This is a genomic window from Terrimonas ginsenosidimutans, assembly GCF_022012415.1.
Classification (GTDB): Bacteria; Bacteroidota; Bacteroidia; order Chitinophagales; family Chitinophagaceae; genus Terrimonas_A; species Terrimonas_A ginsenosidimutans.
On the sequence record NZ_JAKLTR010000013.1, the window covers coordinates 142,292 to 160,387 of the forward strand.

The following is an 18,096-nucleotide window of genomic DNA, read 5'->3' on the forward strand; positions in this document are numbered from 1 at the left end:
ATATCAGTAATTAAAGCGAAGGTGTCCGACCTTATAAGGCGGGGCGGTAAAGGATGTATGAATCTGTTCTTTTGCACAGGTTCATTACAGTAAACAAATCAGCTGATGGGAGTAAATGAAATAATTGCCCTCGTTGCTATAATAGCGACTGTGGTGAATGCGGTGATCGTGATGCTGAAGTACAGGCAGCGCACGAAAAACAACAGAAAAAAATGATGTTCTCCTCATCGCAGGCATCGCAAAAAACAATTAATAATGAAAAAGACTTTTTTGGGTTTCGTGCTGATCCTCATTGCGAGCCGGGGAATTTCTCAACAGGCCCCGGTTTTTTCGGTTGAGCAGTTGTTGGAAGATCATAAGATCCTTGTTACAGCATTACGAGAATTACACCCGGGCATCTACAGGTATCAGTCAAAAAGCGAATTTGACAGGCAGGAACAACAATTGCGAATGGCGATCAACACGCCGATGACAGAGGAACAATATTACAAACTTGTGATGCCCTTTATCGCCCAATTGAAATGTGGTCATACAAAATGGCACCGGAAAGACCGGCCGGATGATCGTTTCCCCTTCCGTCAGGATGAACTCGTGCCGCTGAAACTGTTCTTCAAAGACAACAGGGCCTGGGTCCTCCGCAATTACGCGGTAGCGGACACACTTGCCGCAGGCTTGGAGATAACCCATATTAACGGCCAAAAGATCGATGGGATCATTGCTCAGCTCCGGGGCTTTATTACGATGGATGGAAATGTTCAGTCAGCATTATACCAGGAGTTGAATCAGTCCTTCAACGGTTATTATGCTTCGTTCATAGGAACGACGCCGGCCTATACATTCCATTACAAAGCCGGAAAACAGGAGAAACGATCGACCCTGCCCGCAGTCTCTTTGGATATTATAAAGCAAAAGGACGTTGCCGGCCAAAATCCTGTTCGCCCGGCATTTGAGCTTTCCATGCCGAAGGCATCCGTCGCGGTGCTGCGGATCGGCAGGTTCTATACCAACCCCGGGGAAACGGATTACTACCGGTTCATTGATAGTGCATTTCAGCAGATAAATGCCGCCGGTGCAGGAAACCTCGTGATCGATCTGCGGGGTAATGAGGGCGGCGTGGAAGAATATGGAGGATACCTGTTCTCCTGGTTAGCAGCAAAGCCTTTTACTTATTACAACAGGATCCTCGTTGCTTCGAACAAAGAAAGCTCGGTAAAGAAATATGGATGGTTTCCGCCTGGCATGGATCAGGCTTATGGCCTCATCAAAGAGAAGAACGGAGAGTATTACTGGCCGATGCAGGAATACCTTGCCCAAAAAGACCCGAAAGCAAATGCGTTCGCTGGTAAGGTCTTTATCCTGACAGATGGCTTCAGCTTTTCCGTAACGTCTGAATTTGCTTCGGCGGTAAAAACGGCAGGCCGTGCAGTCTTTATAGGAGAAGAAACAGGTGGCGCGTATGGAGGAGATAATAGTGGTGTATTTGCGAGCATTACGTTGCCGAACACAAAGCTGACCACGGGGATCCCGCTTATGGCGTTTTACATGAACCCGCAAGGACCGAACCCGGCCGACCGGGGGATCTTAGCGGATAAAGTTGTTTCGCCTGCTATCAGCGATGTTTTACAGAAAAGGGATGTAGTGATGGAGAGGGCGCTTGAACTTGCGGGGAAGAGTTTGAAGTAAGGAGTTTTCGTGCCGGGAGCCCGGCGGGGCTTTTCCGTTTTCGACGGCGGTCGAGGGCGCTGTTTGCATTTGCCGGCGGGCAAGGCGTTTTTTTTCGACGGGAGGTCGAAAGACTCTGTTTACTTTTTTTGCCTTGATGCAAAAAAAGTAACAAAAAAAGATCAAGGCTACGCGCAAATGGCTAAAAATTATGGGCTTCACCTGGCACTAAAATAAACTCGCCGGAGGAGGGTTTGGGATGGATTGGGGTGTTGGCTCAGACAATATTTTAGCGCCCTCGCCTTCGGCTCGTCGGTTACGCCCATAATTTTCTTAACGCCATTTGCGCTAGGCCGCCGCTCTTAAAGCGGGCAGAAGGCCTTGACATAAATGTAGCCTTACGGTTCTTGCAGATTTTCTGTTCTCTTATTATAAAACGTATCAATAGAAGAGTACCCTTTTCAAACTATGATACCGCAACTGATATACAACGAATCTTCTTCGCAACCGACTCCTCCTCTCTCAACGCCCCCGGCCTTGGAAAAAATGGCGTTAAGAAAATGGGAGGCTGGCACCGCCTGAGCCACACCGCAGGTGTGCGAAGGCGCCAAAAACTGTTTGAGCCCAACACGCCAATCAATCCTAAACCTGGACGGGCGAGTTTTTTTGGTGCAGGTGACATCCTCCCATTTTTAGCCATTTTTTCCCAGCCTTGATCTTTTTTTGTTACTTTTTTTGCATCAAGGCAAAAAAAGTAAACAGAGTCTTCGAGGCAACCCCTCGAAAAAAAACGCCTTGCCCGTCCGGCAAAAACGCAAACAGAGTCTTCGACGCTCCCGTCGAAAAAAAGCGCCCTTGCCCGCCCGGCAAACCCAACAAAAGACTCTTCCAACCATTCCCCAAAAAGGCGCCTTGCCCGCCCCGGCAACAACATGTATCTCGTCAGTCTTGTCCACATCCCTTAATTTTGCTCCTTCAGCATGGAAATACAAGACGCAAAATACCTCATCAGTAATGCAGATTATGCCCAGTGTCCAGCACCGGACAGGGCCGAATACGCGTTTATTGGTCGCAGTAACGTGGGAAAATCATCCCTGATCAATATGCTTTGCAACAAGCGGGCACTGGCGAAAACATCATCCGCTCCGGGGAAAACACAGCTGATCAACCATTTTGAAGTGCTTTCAAATGCAAAACGTAAGTGGTATCTGGTGGATCTACCCGGATACGGGTATGCAAAAGTGTCGCAAAGCAGCCGGCGCAGATGGGAGCAGATGATCGAAAATTATATCCGCAAACGTGAAAATCTGACCTGCCTGTTCGTATTGGTGGACAGCCGGCATGAGCCACAGAAGATCGACCTTTCCTTTATTGAACAGCTCGGGAAATGGGAAGTGCCCTTCGCTGTGATCTTCACCAAAGCCGACAAAAATAAGCCCGGAGCCACCCGCCGGCATGTGACAGAATTCATCAGCCAGCTGAAAGAAACATGGGAAGAAATCCCCCCATTCTTTGTTACTTCCGCAGAAACCGGCGAGGGCCGCGACCTTGTACTGGATTATATCGATGACCTGAATAAGGCATTTATAAACAAGCAGGTACGCATCTGATTATTCAACATTAATTCTTTACTTTGCAGGTAATCTGATGTTTAGTATGCACAAAATTTTATCCTACCGAAGCGTTGCCTCTTTTCTTTTTATCGCCACATTCTTTGTATTTGTTCTGGCGCAGCGTTATACGAGGAAAAATTCACGCGGAGGAGAAGGCCGGAATACGGTGCAGAGGATGTTTCCAAAAGATTCCGTTAACCCTTTCATGGCTGATAAAGTATCCCCTGAACCAGCCGTAATCACCGTTCAATAGTAACAACACTGAATTCATGATAGAGCCGTAAGATTTCTTATGGCTTTTTTTGTGGCCGATATACTGTAATGCTTGGGGTGTAAGTGATCAGGCTGTTGCAACATGAAGGAAACCTGGGTATTTCCGGAGGAAGATGATCGGAAATGATCAAAAAAATGGGAGGCAAGCCCCTCTACAGAGGATCTCCCCTGTATTAACGGATTAATAGGCTGTTGTGATGATCAGTTCACCACTTTGTTCGCACAACTACTGCTTGCAAATGCTTCTGGTTTTGCCTTGAACGCAAAGCCCATTCCCAGAATGTAGCCCATCGCTTCTTTGAGTGCATCATTACTCTTGAAATGCGGATTTGTGTTGATGTCCGCATGCACTTCCATGTCCACATTGTAAACAGTGAACAGGTTACAAAGATCATAAGCGATTTCGATGCTTTTGGCCACTTCTGTGAGCATCCGTTCTTTGATGGTAAATTGCTGCAGGGTCTTGTAATTGTGGATGAACATAAATCCACCATGACCTTCACGAAGAAATACAATTACAGTCGCGAATTCTGTTTCTTTCCCTTTTACCTGTGAGTCAGTACCAATGCAGACCTTCAGCCGGAATCCGGCAGCAGTCTCGCGTTTGATAGCATGTTCAACAGCACTGATAATCGGCAGATCAATCATTTCGCCATTAAATTTTCTCCAACGCATATAAAAAGAGGTTTTCCTAAGTTATAGAAAAACCTCCGATAATCAAGGGGGTACGGATTATTGTTCTGTTAACGGGAACAACAATATTATTACTGACGAACTATTTTTTCTGTTTGATGAGCATTTTCTGTGCTGTAACGTACAAGGTAGATACCTGGCAGAAGAGCAGGCGCCTGGATCGTATTCAACCCATTCACCAGTTTGCCGGTCATTATAGTACGGCCATTTGCATCAACCAGGGTATAATCAAACTGCCCGGGGCTGCTGATCACGACAGCGTTGCTTTGGATCGGGTTTCCTGCCACCCGCGGCCAGCTACGGTTGTTTTCCTGCTGCAGGGATACATTGTTTGAGTAATAACGGTGGCCATTCTCCAGGATAACGTTAACGCGATACCTGACAGCGGAAGATGATGCAGGTTGATAAATGTAGTTGCGTGCATCGGCAGTCAATTCAACCAGTGATTGAAACGTTCTTCCATCTGTGGAGATCTCCAACACCTGCTGGATGATCTTTTCATCAATATCGATCTGCCAGTTGAGCAGGTGTTTGCTGTTTGCAATAATACCTTTCAGATCAAGTTTCCTTAATGGAAGCACACCTACGCCGTTTGGTTGTATAGTTGCATGCATCGAATAAGAGCCAAGGCTTGCATAGGCGGGTGCATAGAGATTTCCTTTGCCTTCTACCTTGATAAAATAAGTTCCGGCATTCAGCTGCGTATCGGTTACAGAGTTCAAGAGGTTGCCGGGATTATATACACTGAGGAGGTTTTCCTGTTCGTTATAAAGACTGACCTGCATATCGAGATCAGAGCCAGCATTGCCTGTTCCAACATTGTAAGGAACAGCATCTATCTGCAGACGTCCGTTGGTGGGCATAATGAACTTGAAAATATCCTGGTCGGTGTTCCGATCGATCACACCGGTCACATCGAACTGGTTTGCTGAGAATGCCGGTATTGTTGCCGTTGCAAATGTTTTGCCGTGATCATCGGGGCGATAGCCAAATCCGTTATCAGCAGAAGTGATGACATCAAGATCATTTTGACGTGAAGCGCAACCATAGATCGTGGTGCCGTTGTGCCAGAGTGTAAAGTTCTGGTAGTAACCAACGCCCATGATAGGCGCCCAGCCGATCTCTCCAGTACCAACACCCGGATCATAATCTGTCACTTTATTACAGGAACCATCATACTTTGTCTGATGTTGAAGACCGAGTGTATGACCCGCTTCATGTGAAGCGGCTTCTGCGATGTTTTTGGTGTTGTAACCAAGCAGTGCTGTAAATACAAAACAAGGCGCATCAGTTCCCCATGTGAATGAGCCCACCCATGATACGCCGCCGGCACTATTGCTATACCAGCTTGATGAAACAGTGAGTACTACACGTGTGCGCTGGAACAGGGGTGCTGCCCAGTATTTTGTTGAGTCTGTGGTGATGTTAATGTTAAAAGGACGGAAATCTTCTGCGATACGGTTGAATGCTTCGATGATCTGAGGATCGCTCATTCCTGAAGGACCTAATACTACAGGACCAAAAGGAGACCAGCTTCCGGTTTCATCCGTATGACCATCAAAGTCAAGAAAGATGACGGAATTGGCGGCAGGATAACTGTTCAGGACCGGAACAGCCTGAGCCCATGTGCTTAGCTGTACGCAAAGCAGGAGTGCCAGCAGGTGAGGTAAAATGTTTTTCATACAAGGAGGATTGGATATTTCGGATTGGATAAAGAGACCGGACGTATTACTCAGCCATCATTTCATACAGATTTTTTTTGATCCAGTAATAATGATCGCCTTTTTGCTGCAGTTCGAATGCATCTCCATGCTGATAACTGAAGATACGGCCAGTGTACCTGACCGTACCATCAGATTTGGGAACAGATGAAAGGGTGAGTACGGCGCCATTGAAACTGGTGGATTGGACGGTTACCGTGCGCATTCTTTCGTTAGAGAATGCGTACGCGACTTTGCCGGTAAAAGGGCTGAGCTTACCGCTTGCAAGCGGTAATGATATTTCCTGGCTTTTCCGGGTGCCTGGCGCAACAAGTGTTTGCAGATCCAGGTCAGATACCTCGATAGAAGCAGGCAGACTGTTGAATATTTTAGATTTATTGTAATCGGGCTCACGAAGCGGAGCTTTCGTTTTGCTATCCTGCGCCTTCAGGGAAAGACTGGCGAATAAGCAAATGGCATAAATAAGGCGTATGCCCGTAGGTTTGTGGTAGTTCATTGGATACTCAAGTTTATGACAGGATATTACACCCGCAGGAATGCTGCGTTGCTTTCAAAAGGGACGGTATTGCAAGATTGTATAAACTTTTTAAAAGTTCCAAGCAAAATACACCACTAAATTTCTATTTAAAGCAATACTACGATCATGGTGTAGTAGTTGTTCTACGATGGTCATAGGGATAAAACTATTGCATTGATCATCGTGCAAAATACATATGCCCGTTAACGATCATCACTATAAAGTGAGATATTGTTATGTATCACTGAGTATTTGTTTTATATAAATTAACGCAGCAACTAATATTGACCTGTTGAGAGCATCACTAGTGTACATGCTTCCACTGGTTGGATATTATTGCGTTTTGCCAGCTCAGCCAGCTCATCATTTTCCGCACCCGGATTAAAAATGATCCTTTTCGGGTGTAATGATACAATGTAATCATAGTAGTCACGCTGATGCGCCGGATTGAGATAGAGTGTTACAGTATCTATATCATTGAAAGGTGTTTTTTCTTTGATGATATTTACGTCATCCACTTTTGTTTCAAACTTACCGATCGCTTCAACGGGATGCTGATTGTTCCGCAGCTTTTTAATAGCAAGATAGCTGTAACGCGAAGGATTGTCTGAAGCGCCTAATACCAGTGTTTTCTTTTTGTTGCTCATTATTGAATGATTTATATCTGTAAATATTGAAGCCATCGGTTTTCTTTGTAAGGAACCCAGGCAGCCGGGGTGTTGAGTCCGTTTAATACACTTCTGAAACTGCGTCATTTTTCCTTATCTCAAGAGGTCCACGATTCTTCTATGGGTTGTATGCCCATTTTTATGCCAATACATAATGTTGACAAATCAGCAGGTTTTGTATTCAGCAATCATTATAAGCCGAAATATCTTTCCTGATGGGCTTTTATTGCGGTGTCAGGCATGCTGACATATTGCATGTTGCGTCCTGCTGTTTGATACCCCGGAGGAACATAATCGTTACTCAGGCAAGTCCATATTACCTGGATCCTTAAGGGAAGAGGGGAAAATACAAAATATAGATATTTTACCAATCATGTGAATATCATGCAATTGTAACTTATTACGTTTTGGTTGGCCATGCAACGCCCGGGTGTGTCACCATAGCGGTGAATGTAGTGTTTTGGTCGGCGTAAAGGGACGCGGCGGACGCGGCGATACGCAGAGAGCGCGGCGCAATACAAGATGTTTTAATGGCTGTTTTAGCCGCGTCCGCCGCATATCGTCCGCCGCGTTCCTTCTTCGCTCTTTTACCGCGGGCGTGTGCCATAATCGCGGAAATTGCCAGCGATGGCGGGGTTCGCACCAAGTCCGTCTGAGGGGAGTAGTTTCCGTGATTCTTCTCGCTGTGCCCGCTACGCACCTAACAACATGTGCAGAGGGTGGAATCTGCAACAAAAAACTGTATAATAGAATAATAATGCACCGGTGTGCTTTCTGACGGGTCGCATCAGTTGGCTATGGAAAAAGGCTATATTGCCCGCGTGGCACTTTACTGACCACCTCTGTTATCGCTTCCTCCAAAAACGGATAACAGAATACAAACCCCGTTTCAAGAATTCTTGTTGGCACTACCCAGCGGCTTTTCAATACCAGTTCTGTTTCTGTTCCAATGAGTGCAGCGCCTATTTTCAGCATCCATTCGTATGCGGGAAGACCATTCTTATGTCCTGTTACCTTGCGCAGGGTTTGCATGAATTCATTGTTGGTAACGGGAAAAGGTGAGGAGCAGTTGTAATTTCCTTCAAGTGCAGGGTTACCAAAGATCCATTCTATCATTCTACAAGTATCATGTATGTGGATCCAGCTGTACATCTGGCCGCCGTCACCCTGACGCCCTCCGAGGCCGAATTTCAGGAGATTGAAGTAAGGGATCATCACACCGCCGGCGCCGAGCGTAACGGCCATACGGAGGGATATCTTCCGCGTATGAGGAGTGTGCTGATCGTACAATGTTTTCTCCCATTGTTTGCAAACACGAACGGAGAAGTCGTTTTTAATCTCACCATTGAATTCGTCCTGTGCGCGATCTCTTGCATCGCGGTAGATGGTGGCAGAAGAAGCGTTGATCCAGCAGGAGGGAGGATTTTTACAGGAAGAAATGGCTTTTCCCAATGCGTTCACAGGATCGATACGGCTGCTCAGGATCTCAGCCTTATTCTTTTCTGTGTAACGGCAATTGACAGTTTTACCTGCCATGTTAATGAGCAGGTCCGCACCTTCGAGTTCATTTGCCCATTCACCAACCGATCTGCCATCCCATTTGACCCAGCGCGTGCGCACAGTTTCATGCTTCTTAAGAGAAAAGTAACGGTTTTTGTTATTGGCGGCATCCGGTATTTTTCTTGTCAGAATACAGATCTCATTGTCTGTTCCGAAATAGCGGATGAGTTCTTCCCCGATAAAGCCGGAGCCACCAGCAATAACGATCTTTTTACATCTCATAAAAATCAGAAGAGGATGATTTTTTGTTTGAAGGGTTTTCTGAAATTTTTATTTCCTCATAGCAGATCCAGGCATACCAGGCAGCCAGAAAAGGAGAGACGACCAGCATTACCACCCCGAATTCAATCCCCTGACGCGAATTAAAGAGGAATGTAGAGAGCAGGGCAAGGACTAATACGACCATTCCATAAAACTTACGGCTCTTCTGCGGAATATAGTGGCCCGAACAGATCAAATGAATAAGCGCACTGATCACCTGAACACTCCCAACAAGAATGTAAGACCAGATAAACCTGAAGTCGCCAACTGTCAACGCCCATAAAGTGGACATAACGATCAGGATGATCTGTATCCAGAAATCTATCGGTTTAAAACTTCTCATGCAATAGTCTTTTATGTTTGTTTATAATAAGCAGCGTCGATAAAGTTATACCCGCCAGATACAGGAGTTAGAAATCCAAAAAGCAGATACATGCCATCCTAACCCATCAAACGTTCAAAACGCTCCTGACTATCTGTCTTCCCTTACGCGCTATTTCAGATGTATAAAAGCTTTCTTCATCAGCAGGTCATTTTCTTCGCTGCAGGTGAACGCATACCAGCATGCCAGCACCGGAGGAAGAAAGACCATCAGGAACAATAAGAGCAGGACGAGCCCTGTAACATATAATAACAGGGTGCTGATGACAAGACCGAGCAGCGTCCGGTAATACAGCGTCCGCCAGCGATGACTGATGAAATGCCCGGTTAATGATACATGTATTATGCAGCTGAAAAGCTGCCAGCCTCCCACAATGAAATAGGTTGTTATGAAATCAGAGGGCTCGAATGCGATAAATATCAGACTGCCTGCTATCAGGATCACTTGTATCCAAAAATCGATCTTTTTAAATAGTTTCATCGCTTCAGGGTTTATTGCAGCACTGGTGAAAATAGGAAATAGAGAGACAGCATCTTTTGACAAATGTCAAATCAGCCCCGGTTCAGGCATTTACCTGCGATCAGCTTCTTTCTATCTATATTAAACTTTCAGTAAAAAATGAAAGTTTTCGTTTTAAAGAAAGCCGGTAACCCGGCTTTATACTATTGAAAGCTTATTTGAACAGTTTGACCATATTGCTCACAAACCAATTCTCCTCGGCTTTGATCATCAGATCCAGCGTTTTGTCTGCCTGTTTTCCAAGTTTCCTGATCCCACTGACTGTATCAATAAAAGCTTTGACATTCTTATCCCGTTTATCACCTTCCACTTCTTCCAGCTTGTCAAGCAGGCTAAGCATCGGTTCCAGCTCACGTTTCTTTCTTTCCTTAACGATCTGCTTTACCACTTTCCAGATATCTTTTTCCGCAGAGAAATATTCCTTTCTTTCGCCGGGCAGAAGCACCCGTTCAACAAGACCCCAGTTAATAAGCTCGCGGATATTCATGTTCACATTGCCACGGCTCACATTCAACTCTTCCATGATATCGTCCTGCGTTAATGGATCAGGATTTATCAGCAACAGCGCATGGATCTGCGCCATCGTGCGGTTGATGCCCCAATGCGTACCAAATGCTCCCCAGCTACTAATGAACTGCTGCCTTGCTTCCGTCAATTTCATGACATAAAGCTATTGAATCATTTCTGTATTTTCAAAATATTTTGAAAGTTATCCTTTTGTGATCTTTCCCGCATGGTTTTATTATTGCTTAACTTGCGGGCATGAAGAAAGAATTCCTGTACCTATCCACTGCAATTATTATGACTGCATGCTCTGCCAGCCGAAAGGTGAACACGGATACCCCCGCTTTTGCTGCCAACCCGGTAGTGGCGCATCGTGGTGCGTGGAAGACAAAACAGTTGCCCGAGAATTCTATTGCGGCATTACGTGAAGCGATCGCATTGAAGTGTACCGGTTCTGAATTTGATATTCACCGCTCCGCAGATGACTCACTCGTCATAAATCATGACGCAACATTCTTTAAGTTGCCTATAGAGAAGACCAACTACGATGTTCTCACACAGCATACATTATCCAATGGAGAAAAACTTCCAACCCTTCGGGAATACCTCCTTGCGGGGTTAAAGAATAATAGCTCAACAAGACTTATTCTTGAGATCAAACCTTCCACCGTAAGCAAAGATCGCGGCCAGGAAACCGGGGCGCAGGTCGTAAAGCTTGTGCAGGAATTAAAGGCAGAGCCAATGGTGGCCTATATCAGTTTTGACTATGATATCTGTAAAAAGATCATACAGCTAGACCCTAAAGCACATGTTCAGTACCTCGAAGCAAATCAACCTCCGGCACAGGTAAAGGCAGACAGGTTAGGTGGTATTGATTATCATTACTCAGCCTTTCAAAAGCACCCTGAATGGATCCGCGAAGCAAAAGAGCAGAAGCTTGTGCTGAATGCATGGACAGTAAATGATACAGCAACCATGGATTTCTTATTGAAAAATGGCTTTGATCTGATCACAACGAATGAGCCGGAATTATTGATGCAGCGTTTCAACGCATTGAAAAAATAATGTTCCCTCCTACCAGCAGTCAAGCCTTTTATCCGCCTTTTCGCCGGTAAGATCTGACGCTTTCAAAATGATGGCAAGATAACCGATACCCTGCTGCATTCTCTTCTTTGAGAAAAGGTTGGCGAAATTATGCAGTCCGAATAATACAGGCCCGTATCGTACTGCTCCTCCGATCCAAAGTTTATTGGAGCTGTTATACTGTACAGGAAAATAAAAGCCCTTCTTCCGGGTTTCCCAGCGAGGCGTTACGGTGAGAACACTCAGGTCCCTGAGCCGGTTATTTTTTATGGGAAGAAGCCTGGCAACACCGACGGAAAGATCCGCATTGATGAAGAATGCATCACTGATAAACTTATCTACATTGATCACCAGCCTGGTTGGGTGAATGATCTTGAAGTTTCCATTATACGCAACAACATTATCAAACAGACTCGCCAGGCTGTCCCGGAATTGTCCAAAAGTGCTTACGGCACTATCAAATTTTTGATCAAGGAGTTCATCTGTGATACCTGGGCGCAGGCCGGATACCTGCATGCCATACTGCCCGTTCCTGTAAGAAGAAAAGCCCAGATCCAGCAGTGATGCGCCGATCTTCCAGTCATAGTCGTAATACTCTTCTTCCCGCTGACGGTTAGAGGTATAAGGACGTTTGATCAGCAATTCAAGTCCAAAGTCGGCAGATATGCCTGTTTGTGTTCCGGAAGTGAAATCCCGGAAGCTGGATCCCTGATCCTTGTCAAGCTGATCATAATTCTGAGAGTAACCATAGTCAAGGCTCATCGAGTTCGCCCGATAGTTATCGGGGAATGAACCGATCTTACTGAATGAACCGCCATTCATTTGCGCGAATCCCCCTGACAGTCCCCGGTTGATCTTTAATGTACCACCGGCATTTAACCTGAACTGGTCGTTGTCAGCGATCGTTTGCGCATAGGATCCATATACTTCCATCCAGCTTGCACTGGTCATGTCCACGCTCATATCATCACGGTTGTTTTCATTCAACACAAAAAAATCGCGAAAGCTTTGCAGCGTATCATAGAAGTTATATCTGCTTGAACGGGCACGTGTATAAGATCTGAAATTGATACCCATGGCAATGGCACTGCGTTGATTCAGTGCCAGCCTGAAGTTGAGCAGATTTACATTAACGTTGGCATCTCCTTTTCTTTTATACTCGCCCGGCGCAATTTCATATTCTGAATTGGCTGGATTCGACAGTAAGGAGTAGTTATATACATTAACGATGTTGGTGGAATGTTTATCCTGGATACCGAAGAGCGTGAGGTCCCATTTTACCGGAACGTTCACGATCGCCGCCGGATTATTGTGGACGTTCAGTGAGCCGATATAATAAGTTCCATTCAAGCCCTGGTAATACTGGCCCATGCCCGCAAGTGGCAATAGCAAAGCAAATAATATGACACGTATCGTTTTCATAAAAAGACCCGGTGTGTAAAGCCTTATGTATAAATAAAATTAGGCGTTTAATTCTTTAGTTCTGTAGGCAATTGCAGTAGTCAGGGTAGTTTTTTATTTTATGAGAGGAGTTAAAAGAAACAAAAAATGGGGAGGGAGGTTTGCTGGGTTCCATAAGGTTTCAGAAGCTTCAGAGGTTCCGGGTGTTTACTAAGTAAGTACAAGGAAAGAATGTCATTAATTTAACATTCGATAGGTTCATAACTGCTATACTCAACTTGTTTTTCGCAGTAATATTTCTGACGTAGTTTTTGACTATTCCGTGTTTTTATTTCTTGTCAGAGGGCCAACCTATGGGACCTACCAAACTTACCTCAAAAAGAAACGGGACACCTCTTACAGCGTCCCGTTCTATTATTTCTGCATTATTGAAACTATACGAGCATTCTCAGTGGCTCTTCAAGCAGGCCTTTCAATGTTTGAAGGAAGGCTGCGGCAGAAGCTCCGTCCACAACGCGGTGGTCGCTGCTGAGTGTAACTTTCATTACGTTGCCAACAACGATATTGCCGTTTTTCACTACAGGAACCTGGCTGATGCCACCCACAGCGAGGATGCACGCATCCGGCGGGTTGATGATAGCGGTGAATTCTTCTACGCCAAACATCCCGAGGTTAGAGATGGTGAAGGTATTTCCTTCCCAGTCTGAAGGCTGCAGTTTCTTGTCTTTTGCTTTCTGTGCGAACTCTCTTACTTCACCGGAGATCTGCGACAGGGATTTGGTATCCGCGAAGCGAACAACGGGTACAAGCAGGCCGTCTTCAACAGCCACTGCCACACCAATGTTCACGTGATGGTTAATACGGATCTTATCGCCCAGCCAGCTGCTGTTAACAGCAGGGTGTTGTTTCAATGCGATCGCACATGCTTTCAGTACGAGGTCATTGAAAGAGATCTTCACTTTGCTTACCTCATTCAGTTTTGCACGGCTTGCCACTGCGGCATCCATATCGATGGCAACAGTAACATAGAAGTGAGGAGCTGTGAATTTGCTTTCAGCGAGGCGTTTTGCAATTACTTTACGCATCTGCGATACAGGCACTTCATCGAAGCTTACTGTTCCGCCAGCTGTTGCAGCAGGAGCCGCCTTGCCGGTAGCAGTAGCTGCAGGAGCCGAAGCTGCTGGTTTGTAATTGTCGATATCTGATCGTACAATTCTTCCGCCATCACCACTTCCGTTCACTTTGCTGATGTCAATGCCTTTATCAGCCGCCAGTTTTTTGGCAAGTGGGGAAGCTTTAACGCGTCCGTCTGAAGAAGAAGCGGAAGAAGCTGAAGAATTCGAAGAATCCGAAGCTGCGGGTTGTGCTGCTTCTTCTTTTTTTTCAGCGGCAGGGGCCGGTGCCCCTCCGCCTTTTACAGCGGCAACGATCGCATCAACGTCAACTTTCCCTTCTTCACCGATAATGCACAGCAGTTCGTTAACAGCGATCTTTTCTCCTTTTTTCGCACCCTGGTAAAGGAGTTTACCGTTTTTATAGCTCTCAAGCTCCATAGTGGCTTTATCGGTTTCGATCTCCGCCAATACATCGCCTTTTTTTACAGTATCACCTACATTCTTGTTCCAGCCAGCGATCACACCTTCCGTCATCGTGTCGCTCAGGCGGGGCATCAATACCACTTCTTCCATTTTAGAAACGTCCAGTGAGTTGCCGCCAGATGCAGGTTTATTTTCCGCAGGGGCTGGTTTGGACTCTTCTTTAGAGGGAGACGTTTCCTGTTTAGGCGCAGATGCAGCGCTGCCTCCACCTTTTACCAGGGCAGAGATATCTTCGCCGGCATTACCGATAATAGCGAGCAGGTCGTTAACCTGTAGCTTTCCACCCTTTTCGGTTCCGATATGCAGCAACGTACCATCTTTATAGCTTTCAAGCTCCATGGTTGCCTTGTCGGTTTCCACTTCAGCCAGTAAGTCTCCTTTTTTTACGGTGTCGCCCACTTTTTTGTGCCATGCAGCGATAACGCCTTCTGTCATCGTGTCACTCAGGCGGGGCATCAATATCTCTTCAGCCATGTAGGATTAAATTTTCGCCGAAATTAAGATAAAATGACGAATAACAGGATGATGAAAACTGGTAGGGAGACAATGTTTTATGAATCGGGGAGGGTTGGAGCTGCGGCCATTCGGTTTTGTCCGAAACCTGCGGGGTAGGAGTATCGCAAAGGGCGCAAAGGGACCGCTAAGAGCGCAAAGAAGAACTTAGCGGCCTTTGCGGGATCTTTGCGCGCTTTGCGATACCCTCCTACGACCCCATAAATGTCAAAAGTTCCCAAGCCAGGTCGTACAGACCCAAACTTTAGAACTTTTAAACTATTAAACCATTAAACTTTTTTAACCCTCCTCTAAAAATCCAGATCCAGCTTCAACCTGTCCCGCAGCTCTTTCACCAGGGGATACTGTTCCACCATCTTGAGGAACTGTTGCTTGGAGTTTAGTGGGGCTTCTATCGGAGGCCTGTCTGTTTCGAGAGATTCCACCACCACCACCTGGAACTGGAGCAGGCGGTTCTTCAGGCGCTGCTGAAGGAAAGAGAAGAGGTGGTTCCTTTCGGCTTCAATGAATTTTTGTTCGATGTTATTTGCGGTCTCCACCTCGAAAATATTATCGGACTTTACAACCAGCCGGGCCAGCCCGAACGGAGCCGCTGCCGGGTTCTTTTCTGCTCTCAGTTTTTCGATATATTCTTCCCAGCTTAGTTTGAGCAATTCTTCATTCAGCGGCTGATTGACATTTGTACCAGGCAGCGCATTTCCTTTGAATTTATCGCGGATCGCACTAAGCCCTGCGATCTTACCGGCTCCTGCGGCCGGTGTTGCCGAAACGGGTTTTGCCGCCGGTTGGGTAGCAGGGGTGATAGCTTTGGGCGGCGGAGCTTCCTGGCGCGTCGTTGTTTTAGCCGGATTGACAGAAGGTGTTTCGATGATGAGTTTTGCCGGCGATTGCTCTGTGACAGCTCGTTCTTTGAGCTCAAGAGGCACTATCTGGCGAAAAGCGACAGGTTTTGCCGATTCAATCAGTTTTTTTTTACTTAACCCGGTTGAGTCCGCGCTTAGATTGATCGCCTGCTGAAGATAACAGAGCTTGATCAGCACCAGTTCTACATGCAATCGTTTATTACGCGCAGCTTTGAAATTGATCTCGGCTTCGTTCAGGATATTCAGTGTGCTGATCAGGATCGGAGCAGAGACTTTTTTTGCCGTGTCTACATACTTATCCCGGAAGCTTTCCACTACCTCAAGGAGATCAGCGGCTTTTTCGTCTTTACACACCAGCAGGTTGCGCGAAAATTCCGCGAAACCGTTCAATACAAGATCGCCTTCAAATCCTTTCCGGTTGATGCCATCATAAAGCACGAGGGCACCGGCAAGATCCTGTTGAAGCATGGCATCCAGCAGTTTGAAATAGTAATCCGCATCCAGTATGTTGAGATGCTCGAGTGTATTTGTATAGTTGAGCTGGCCGCCGGTAAAGCTCACGATCTTATCCATGATGCTGAGTGCATCACGCATACAGCCTTCGCTTTTCTGGGCGATGATCTGCAGGGCAGCTTTATCGGCCGACACCTCTTCTTTGGTGCAGATTTCCTGGAGATGCTCCACTGTGTCGTTGGTGGTGATCCGTTTGAAGTCGAAGATCTGGCAACGGCTTAAGATCGTTGGTAGGATCTTATGCTTTTCTGTTGTTGCCAGGATGAAGATCGCGTAGGATGGCGGTTCTTCGAGCGTTTTCAGAAATGCGTTGAACGCGGATGAGCTGAGCATGTGCACCTCATCGATGATGTATACCTTGTATTTTCCGGCCTGTGGTGCAAATCTCACCTGCTCTACGAGTGTGCGGATATCGTCTACAGAGTTGTTACTCGCCGCATCCAGCTCGTGGATATTCAGTGAAATACCGTCATTGAATGATACACAGGAATGGCAGGTATTGCAGGCTTCACCTTCAGGTGTTTTTGCTTCGCAGTTGATGGTTTTCGCCAGGATCCTGGCGCAGGTGGTTTTACCAACACCCCTGGGACCGCAGAACAGGAAGGCATGAGCCAACTGGTTATTGCGGATCGCATTTTTTAATGTTGTAGTTATATGCGACTGGCCCACAACCGTATCGAACAGTTGAGGCCTGTATTTTCTGGCTGAAACAATAAATTTATCCATAATACCAGCGGCTAAATTAGGGAAAATGTCTGTAACCGCCGGAGTCATCCGGCGCAGACACGCTTCATCACGTGTAATGCGCAGCCCGTCCTTTTTTTAACGGATCGCTTTCCGGGGATGTATTATTTTCATTGTGCGAAATGCAAGGGAAATGAATAGCAGATTATTATTTATTGTAACGATCGGATTTATTGGTTTATCCTTTACAGGTGCTGCGCAAATGACAGACCGGCCTGTAGAAAAAGTGAATGGATTTATAGGATTACAGGTAGGAATGCCAACGCGGGACATGCAGCCGGCCATCAGGAACAATATGGGCAATGCTGGTTTTGGTATAGGCGGAACGGTATTGACCAATCCTTTCTCATGGGGCCGAAATAAGCGGAACAGCGTATTGAGGATCGGTGCTGAACTCGGCTATACATACTACGGGAGGTTTATTACAAAAGTGGATATACGGGGATACAGGGGTGATTACAAAACAAGCTATGGCATTCTGAACCTGAATGGCATTCTACAGCTGCGTCCTTTTGCTGAAGCACCGGTCAGGCCATTTTTTGAAATTATAGCCGGTGGAAGCTTTTACATTTCACAGATCAGGGAAAATCTTGATGCGATTGAAACGGCACTTGGTATCCAGGCATTCGATCTGGAAGCTTATTCAAGCGCGAGTTTCAATAAAGGTGCTGCGGTGGGTTTTTCGATAGGGAAACGTCGTGATGGGAAGGGATGTCTTACAGTGCGCGGATCTTATAACATTGGTTCTGATATAAAGTATATCATCAGAAATTCTTTGCAGTATAACTCTGCAAATGGATACATGGAGTATTCTGTGGGGAAAGCGCCGGTGCGGTATTTTCTGGTGCAGGCGGGGATCGGGTTTTGAAGTTTCCTGGAGCTGACTTTCGTATGAGTAACGCAGAGAACGCCAGGAATCCGCAAAGGACGCAATGCGATCGGGAGTGTACTAAATTCTTAGCGATCTCCGCGGAATCTTAGCGTTCTCTGCGTTACTCCTACGCAGAA

At 46.2% G+C, this 18,096-nt stretch carries 16 protein-coding genes; 5 read left to right on the forward strand and 11 right to left on the reverse strand.

The window, feature by feature from the left end; all coding sequences use genetic code 11:
* The first annotated feature begins 255 nt into the window (after positions 1-255).
* From LZZ85_RS19300 to LZZ85_RS19310, 3 genes are all read left to right on the forward strand, one after another.
* Positions 256-1,683 carry a S41 family peptidase gene (locus LZZ85_RS19300; protein ID WP_237874991.1) on the forward strand — a complete coding sequence of 476 codons (1,428 nt, stop codon included), beginning with the start codon at positions 256-258 and terminating at the stop codon, positions 1,681-1,683.
* Between the two features lie 959 nt (positions 1,684-2,642).
* Entirely contained in the window at positions 2,643-3,272 is a 630-nt protein-coding gene (gene yihA / locus LZZ85_RS19305) for a ribosome biogenesis GTP-binding protein YihA/YsxC (protein ID WP_237874992.1), read from the forward strand.
* Positions 3,273-3,318: 46 nt separating this feature from the next.
* Positions 3,319-3,528 (forward strand): hypothetical protein, encoded by a 210-nt coding sequence (locus LZZ85_RS19310; protein WP_237874993.1) that lies wholly within the window; start codon positions 3,319-3,321, stop codon positions 3,526-3,528.
* Positions 3,529-3,749: 221 nt separating this feature from the next.
* Here LZZ85_RS19310 and LZZ85_RS19315 read toward each other — a convergent pair whose 3' ends face one another.
* The 8 genes from LZZ85_RS19315 to LZZ85_RS19350 all read right to left on the reverse strand — a co-directional run bounded on the left by LZZ85_RS19315 (position 3,750) and on the right by LZZ85_RS19350 (position 10,530).
* Complete coding sequence (locus LZZ85_RS19315; RefSeq protein WP_237874994.1) at positions 3,750-4,223, reverse strand: ribonuclease H-like YkuK family protein; 474 nt, start codon at positions 4,221-4,223, stop codon at positions 3,750-3,752.
* A gap of 89 nt (positions 4,224-4,312) precedes the next feature.
* Positions 4,313-5,923, reverse strand: a complete 1,611-nt coding sequence (locus LZZ85_RS19320; RefSeq protein ID WP_237874995.1) for a zinc-dependent metalloprotease — start codon at positions 5,921-5,923, stop codon at positions 4,313-4,315.
* Between the two features lie 46 nt (positions 5,924-5,969).
* Complete coding sequence (locus LZZ85_RS19325) at positions 5,970-6,458, reverse strand: hypothetical protein (protein ID WP_237874996.1); 489 nt, start codon at positions 6,456-6,458, stop codon at positions 5,970-5,972.
* A gap of 299 nt (positions 6,459-6,757) precedes the next feature.
* Positions 6,758-7,126 (reverse strand): CoA-binding protein, encoded by a 369-nt coding sequence (locus LZZ85_RS19330; protein ID WP_237874997.1) that lies wholly within the window; start codon positions 7,124-7,126, stop codon positions 6,758-6,760.
* 816 nt (positions 7,127-7,942) lie between these two features.
* Positions 7,943-8,929, reverse strand: coding sequence for a TIGR01777 family oxidoreductase (locus LZZ85_RS19335; protein ID WP_237874998.1), 987 nt, complete (start codon positions 8,927-8,929; stop codon positions 7,943-7,945).
* The gene (locus tag LZZ85_RS19340) at positions 8,919-9,311 is read right to left on the reverse strand and encodes a hypothetical protein (RefSeq protein ID WP_237874999.1); all 393 of its coding nucleotides are present in this window, start codon (positions 9,309-9,311) and stop codon (positions 8,919-8,921) included. The genes LZZ85_RS19335 and LZZ85_RS19340 overlap by 11 nt, the downstream gene beginning before the upstream one ends.
* Before the next feature lie 150 nt (positions 9,312-9,461).
* Entirely contained in the window at positions 9,462-9,830 is a 369-nt protein-coding gene (locus LZZ85_RS19345) for a hypothetical protein (protein ID WP_237875000.1), read from the reverse strand.
* Positions 9,831-10,023: 193 nt separating this feature from the next.
* Positions 10,024-10,530: a GbsR/MarR family transcriptional regulator gene (locus LZZ85_RS19350; protein ID WP_237875001.1), complete on the reverse strand. Its 507-nt coding sequence runs from the start codon at positions 10,528-10,530 to the stop codon at positions 10,024-10,026.
* Between the two features lie 101 nt (positions 10,531-10,631).
* On the opposite strand from LZZ85_RS19350, the gene LZZ85_RS19355 reads away from it, so the two are divergent.
* A complete protein-coding gene (locus LZZ85_RS19355) occupies positions 10,632-11,438 on the forward strand; it encodes a glycerophosphodiester phosphodiesterase (RefSeq protein ID WP_237875002.1) in 807 nt (268 codons plus the stop codon).
* 9 nt (positions 11,439-11,447) lie between these two features.
* On the opposite strand, the gene LZZ85_RS19360 is transcribed toward LZZ85_RS19355, so the two are convergent.
* From LZZ85_RS19360 to LZZ85_RS19370, 3 genes are all read right to left on the reverse strand, one after another.
* A complete protein-coding gene (locus LZZ85_RS19360; protein ID WP_237875003.1) occupies positions 11,448-12,878 on the reverse strand; it encodes a DUF5723 family protein in 1,431 nt (476 codons plus the stop codon).
* A gap of 413 nt (positions 12,879-13,291) precedes the next feature.
* A complete protein-coding gene (locus LZZ85_RS19365) occupies positions 13,292-14,929 on the reverse strand; it encodes a pyruvate dehydrogenase complex dihydrolipoamide acetyltransferase (protein WP_237875004.1) in 1,638 nt (545 codons plus the stop codon).
* 329 nt (positions 14,930-15,258) lie between these two features.
* Positions 15,259-17,070, reverse strand: a complete 1,812-nt coding sequence (locus LZZ85_RS19370) for a DNA polymerase III subunit gamma/tau (RefSeq protein ID WP_237875005.1) — start codon at positions 17,068-17,070, stop codon at positions 15,259-15,261.
* 151 nt (positions 17,071-17,221) lie between these two features.
* Here LZZ85_RS19370 and LZZ85_RS19375 point away from each other — a divergent pair, with 151 nt between their 5' ends.
* Positions 17,222-17,956: a hypothetical protein gene (locus LZZ85_RS19375; protein WP_237875006.1), complete on the forward strand. Its 735-nt coding sequence runs from the start codon at positions 17,222-17,224 to the stop codon at positions 17,954-17,956.
* Positions 17,957-18,096: the final 140 nt, after the last annotated feature.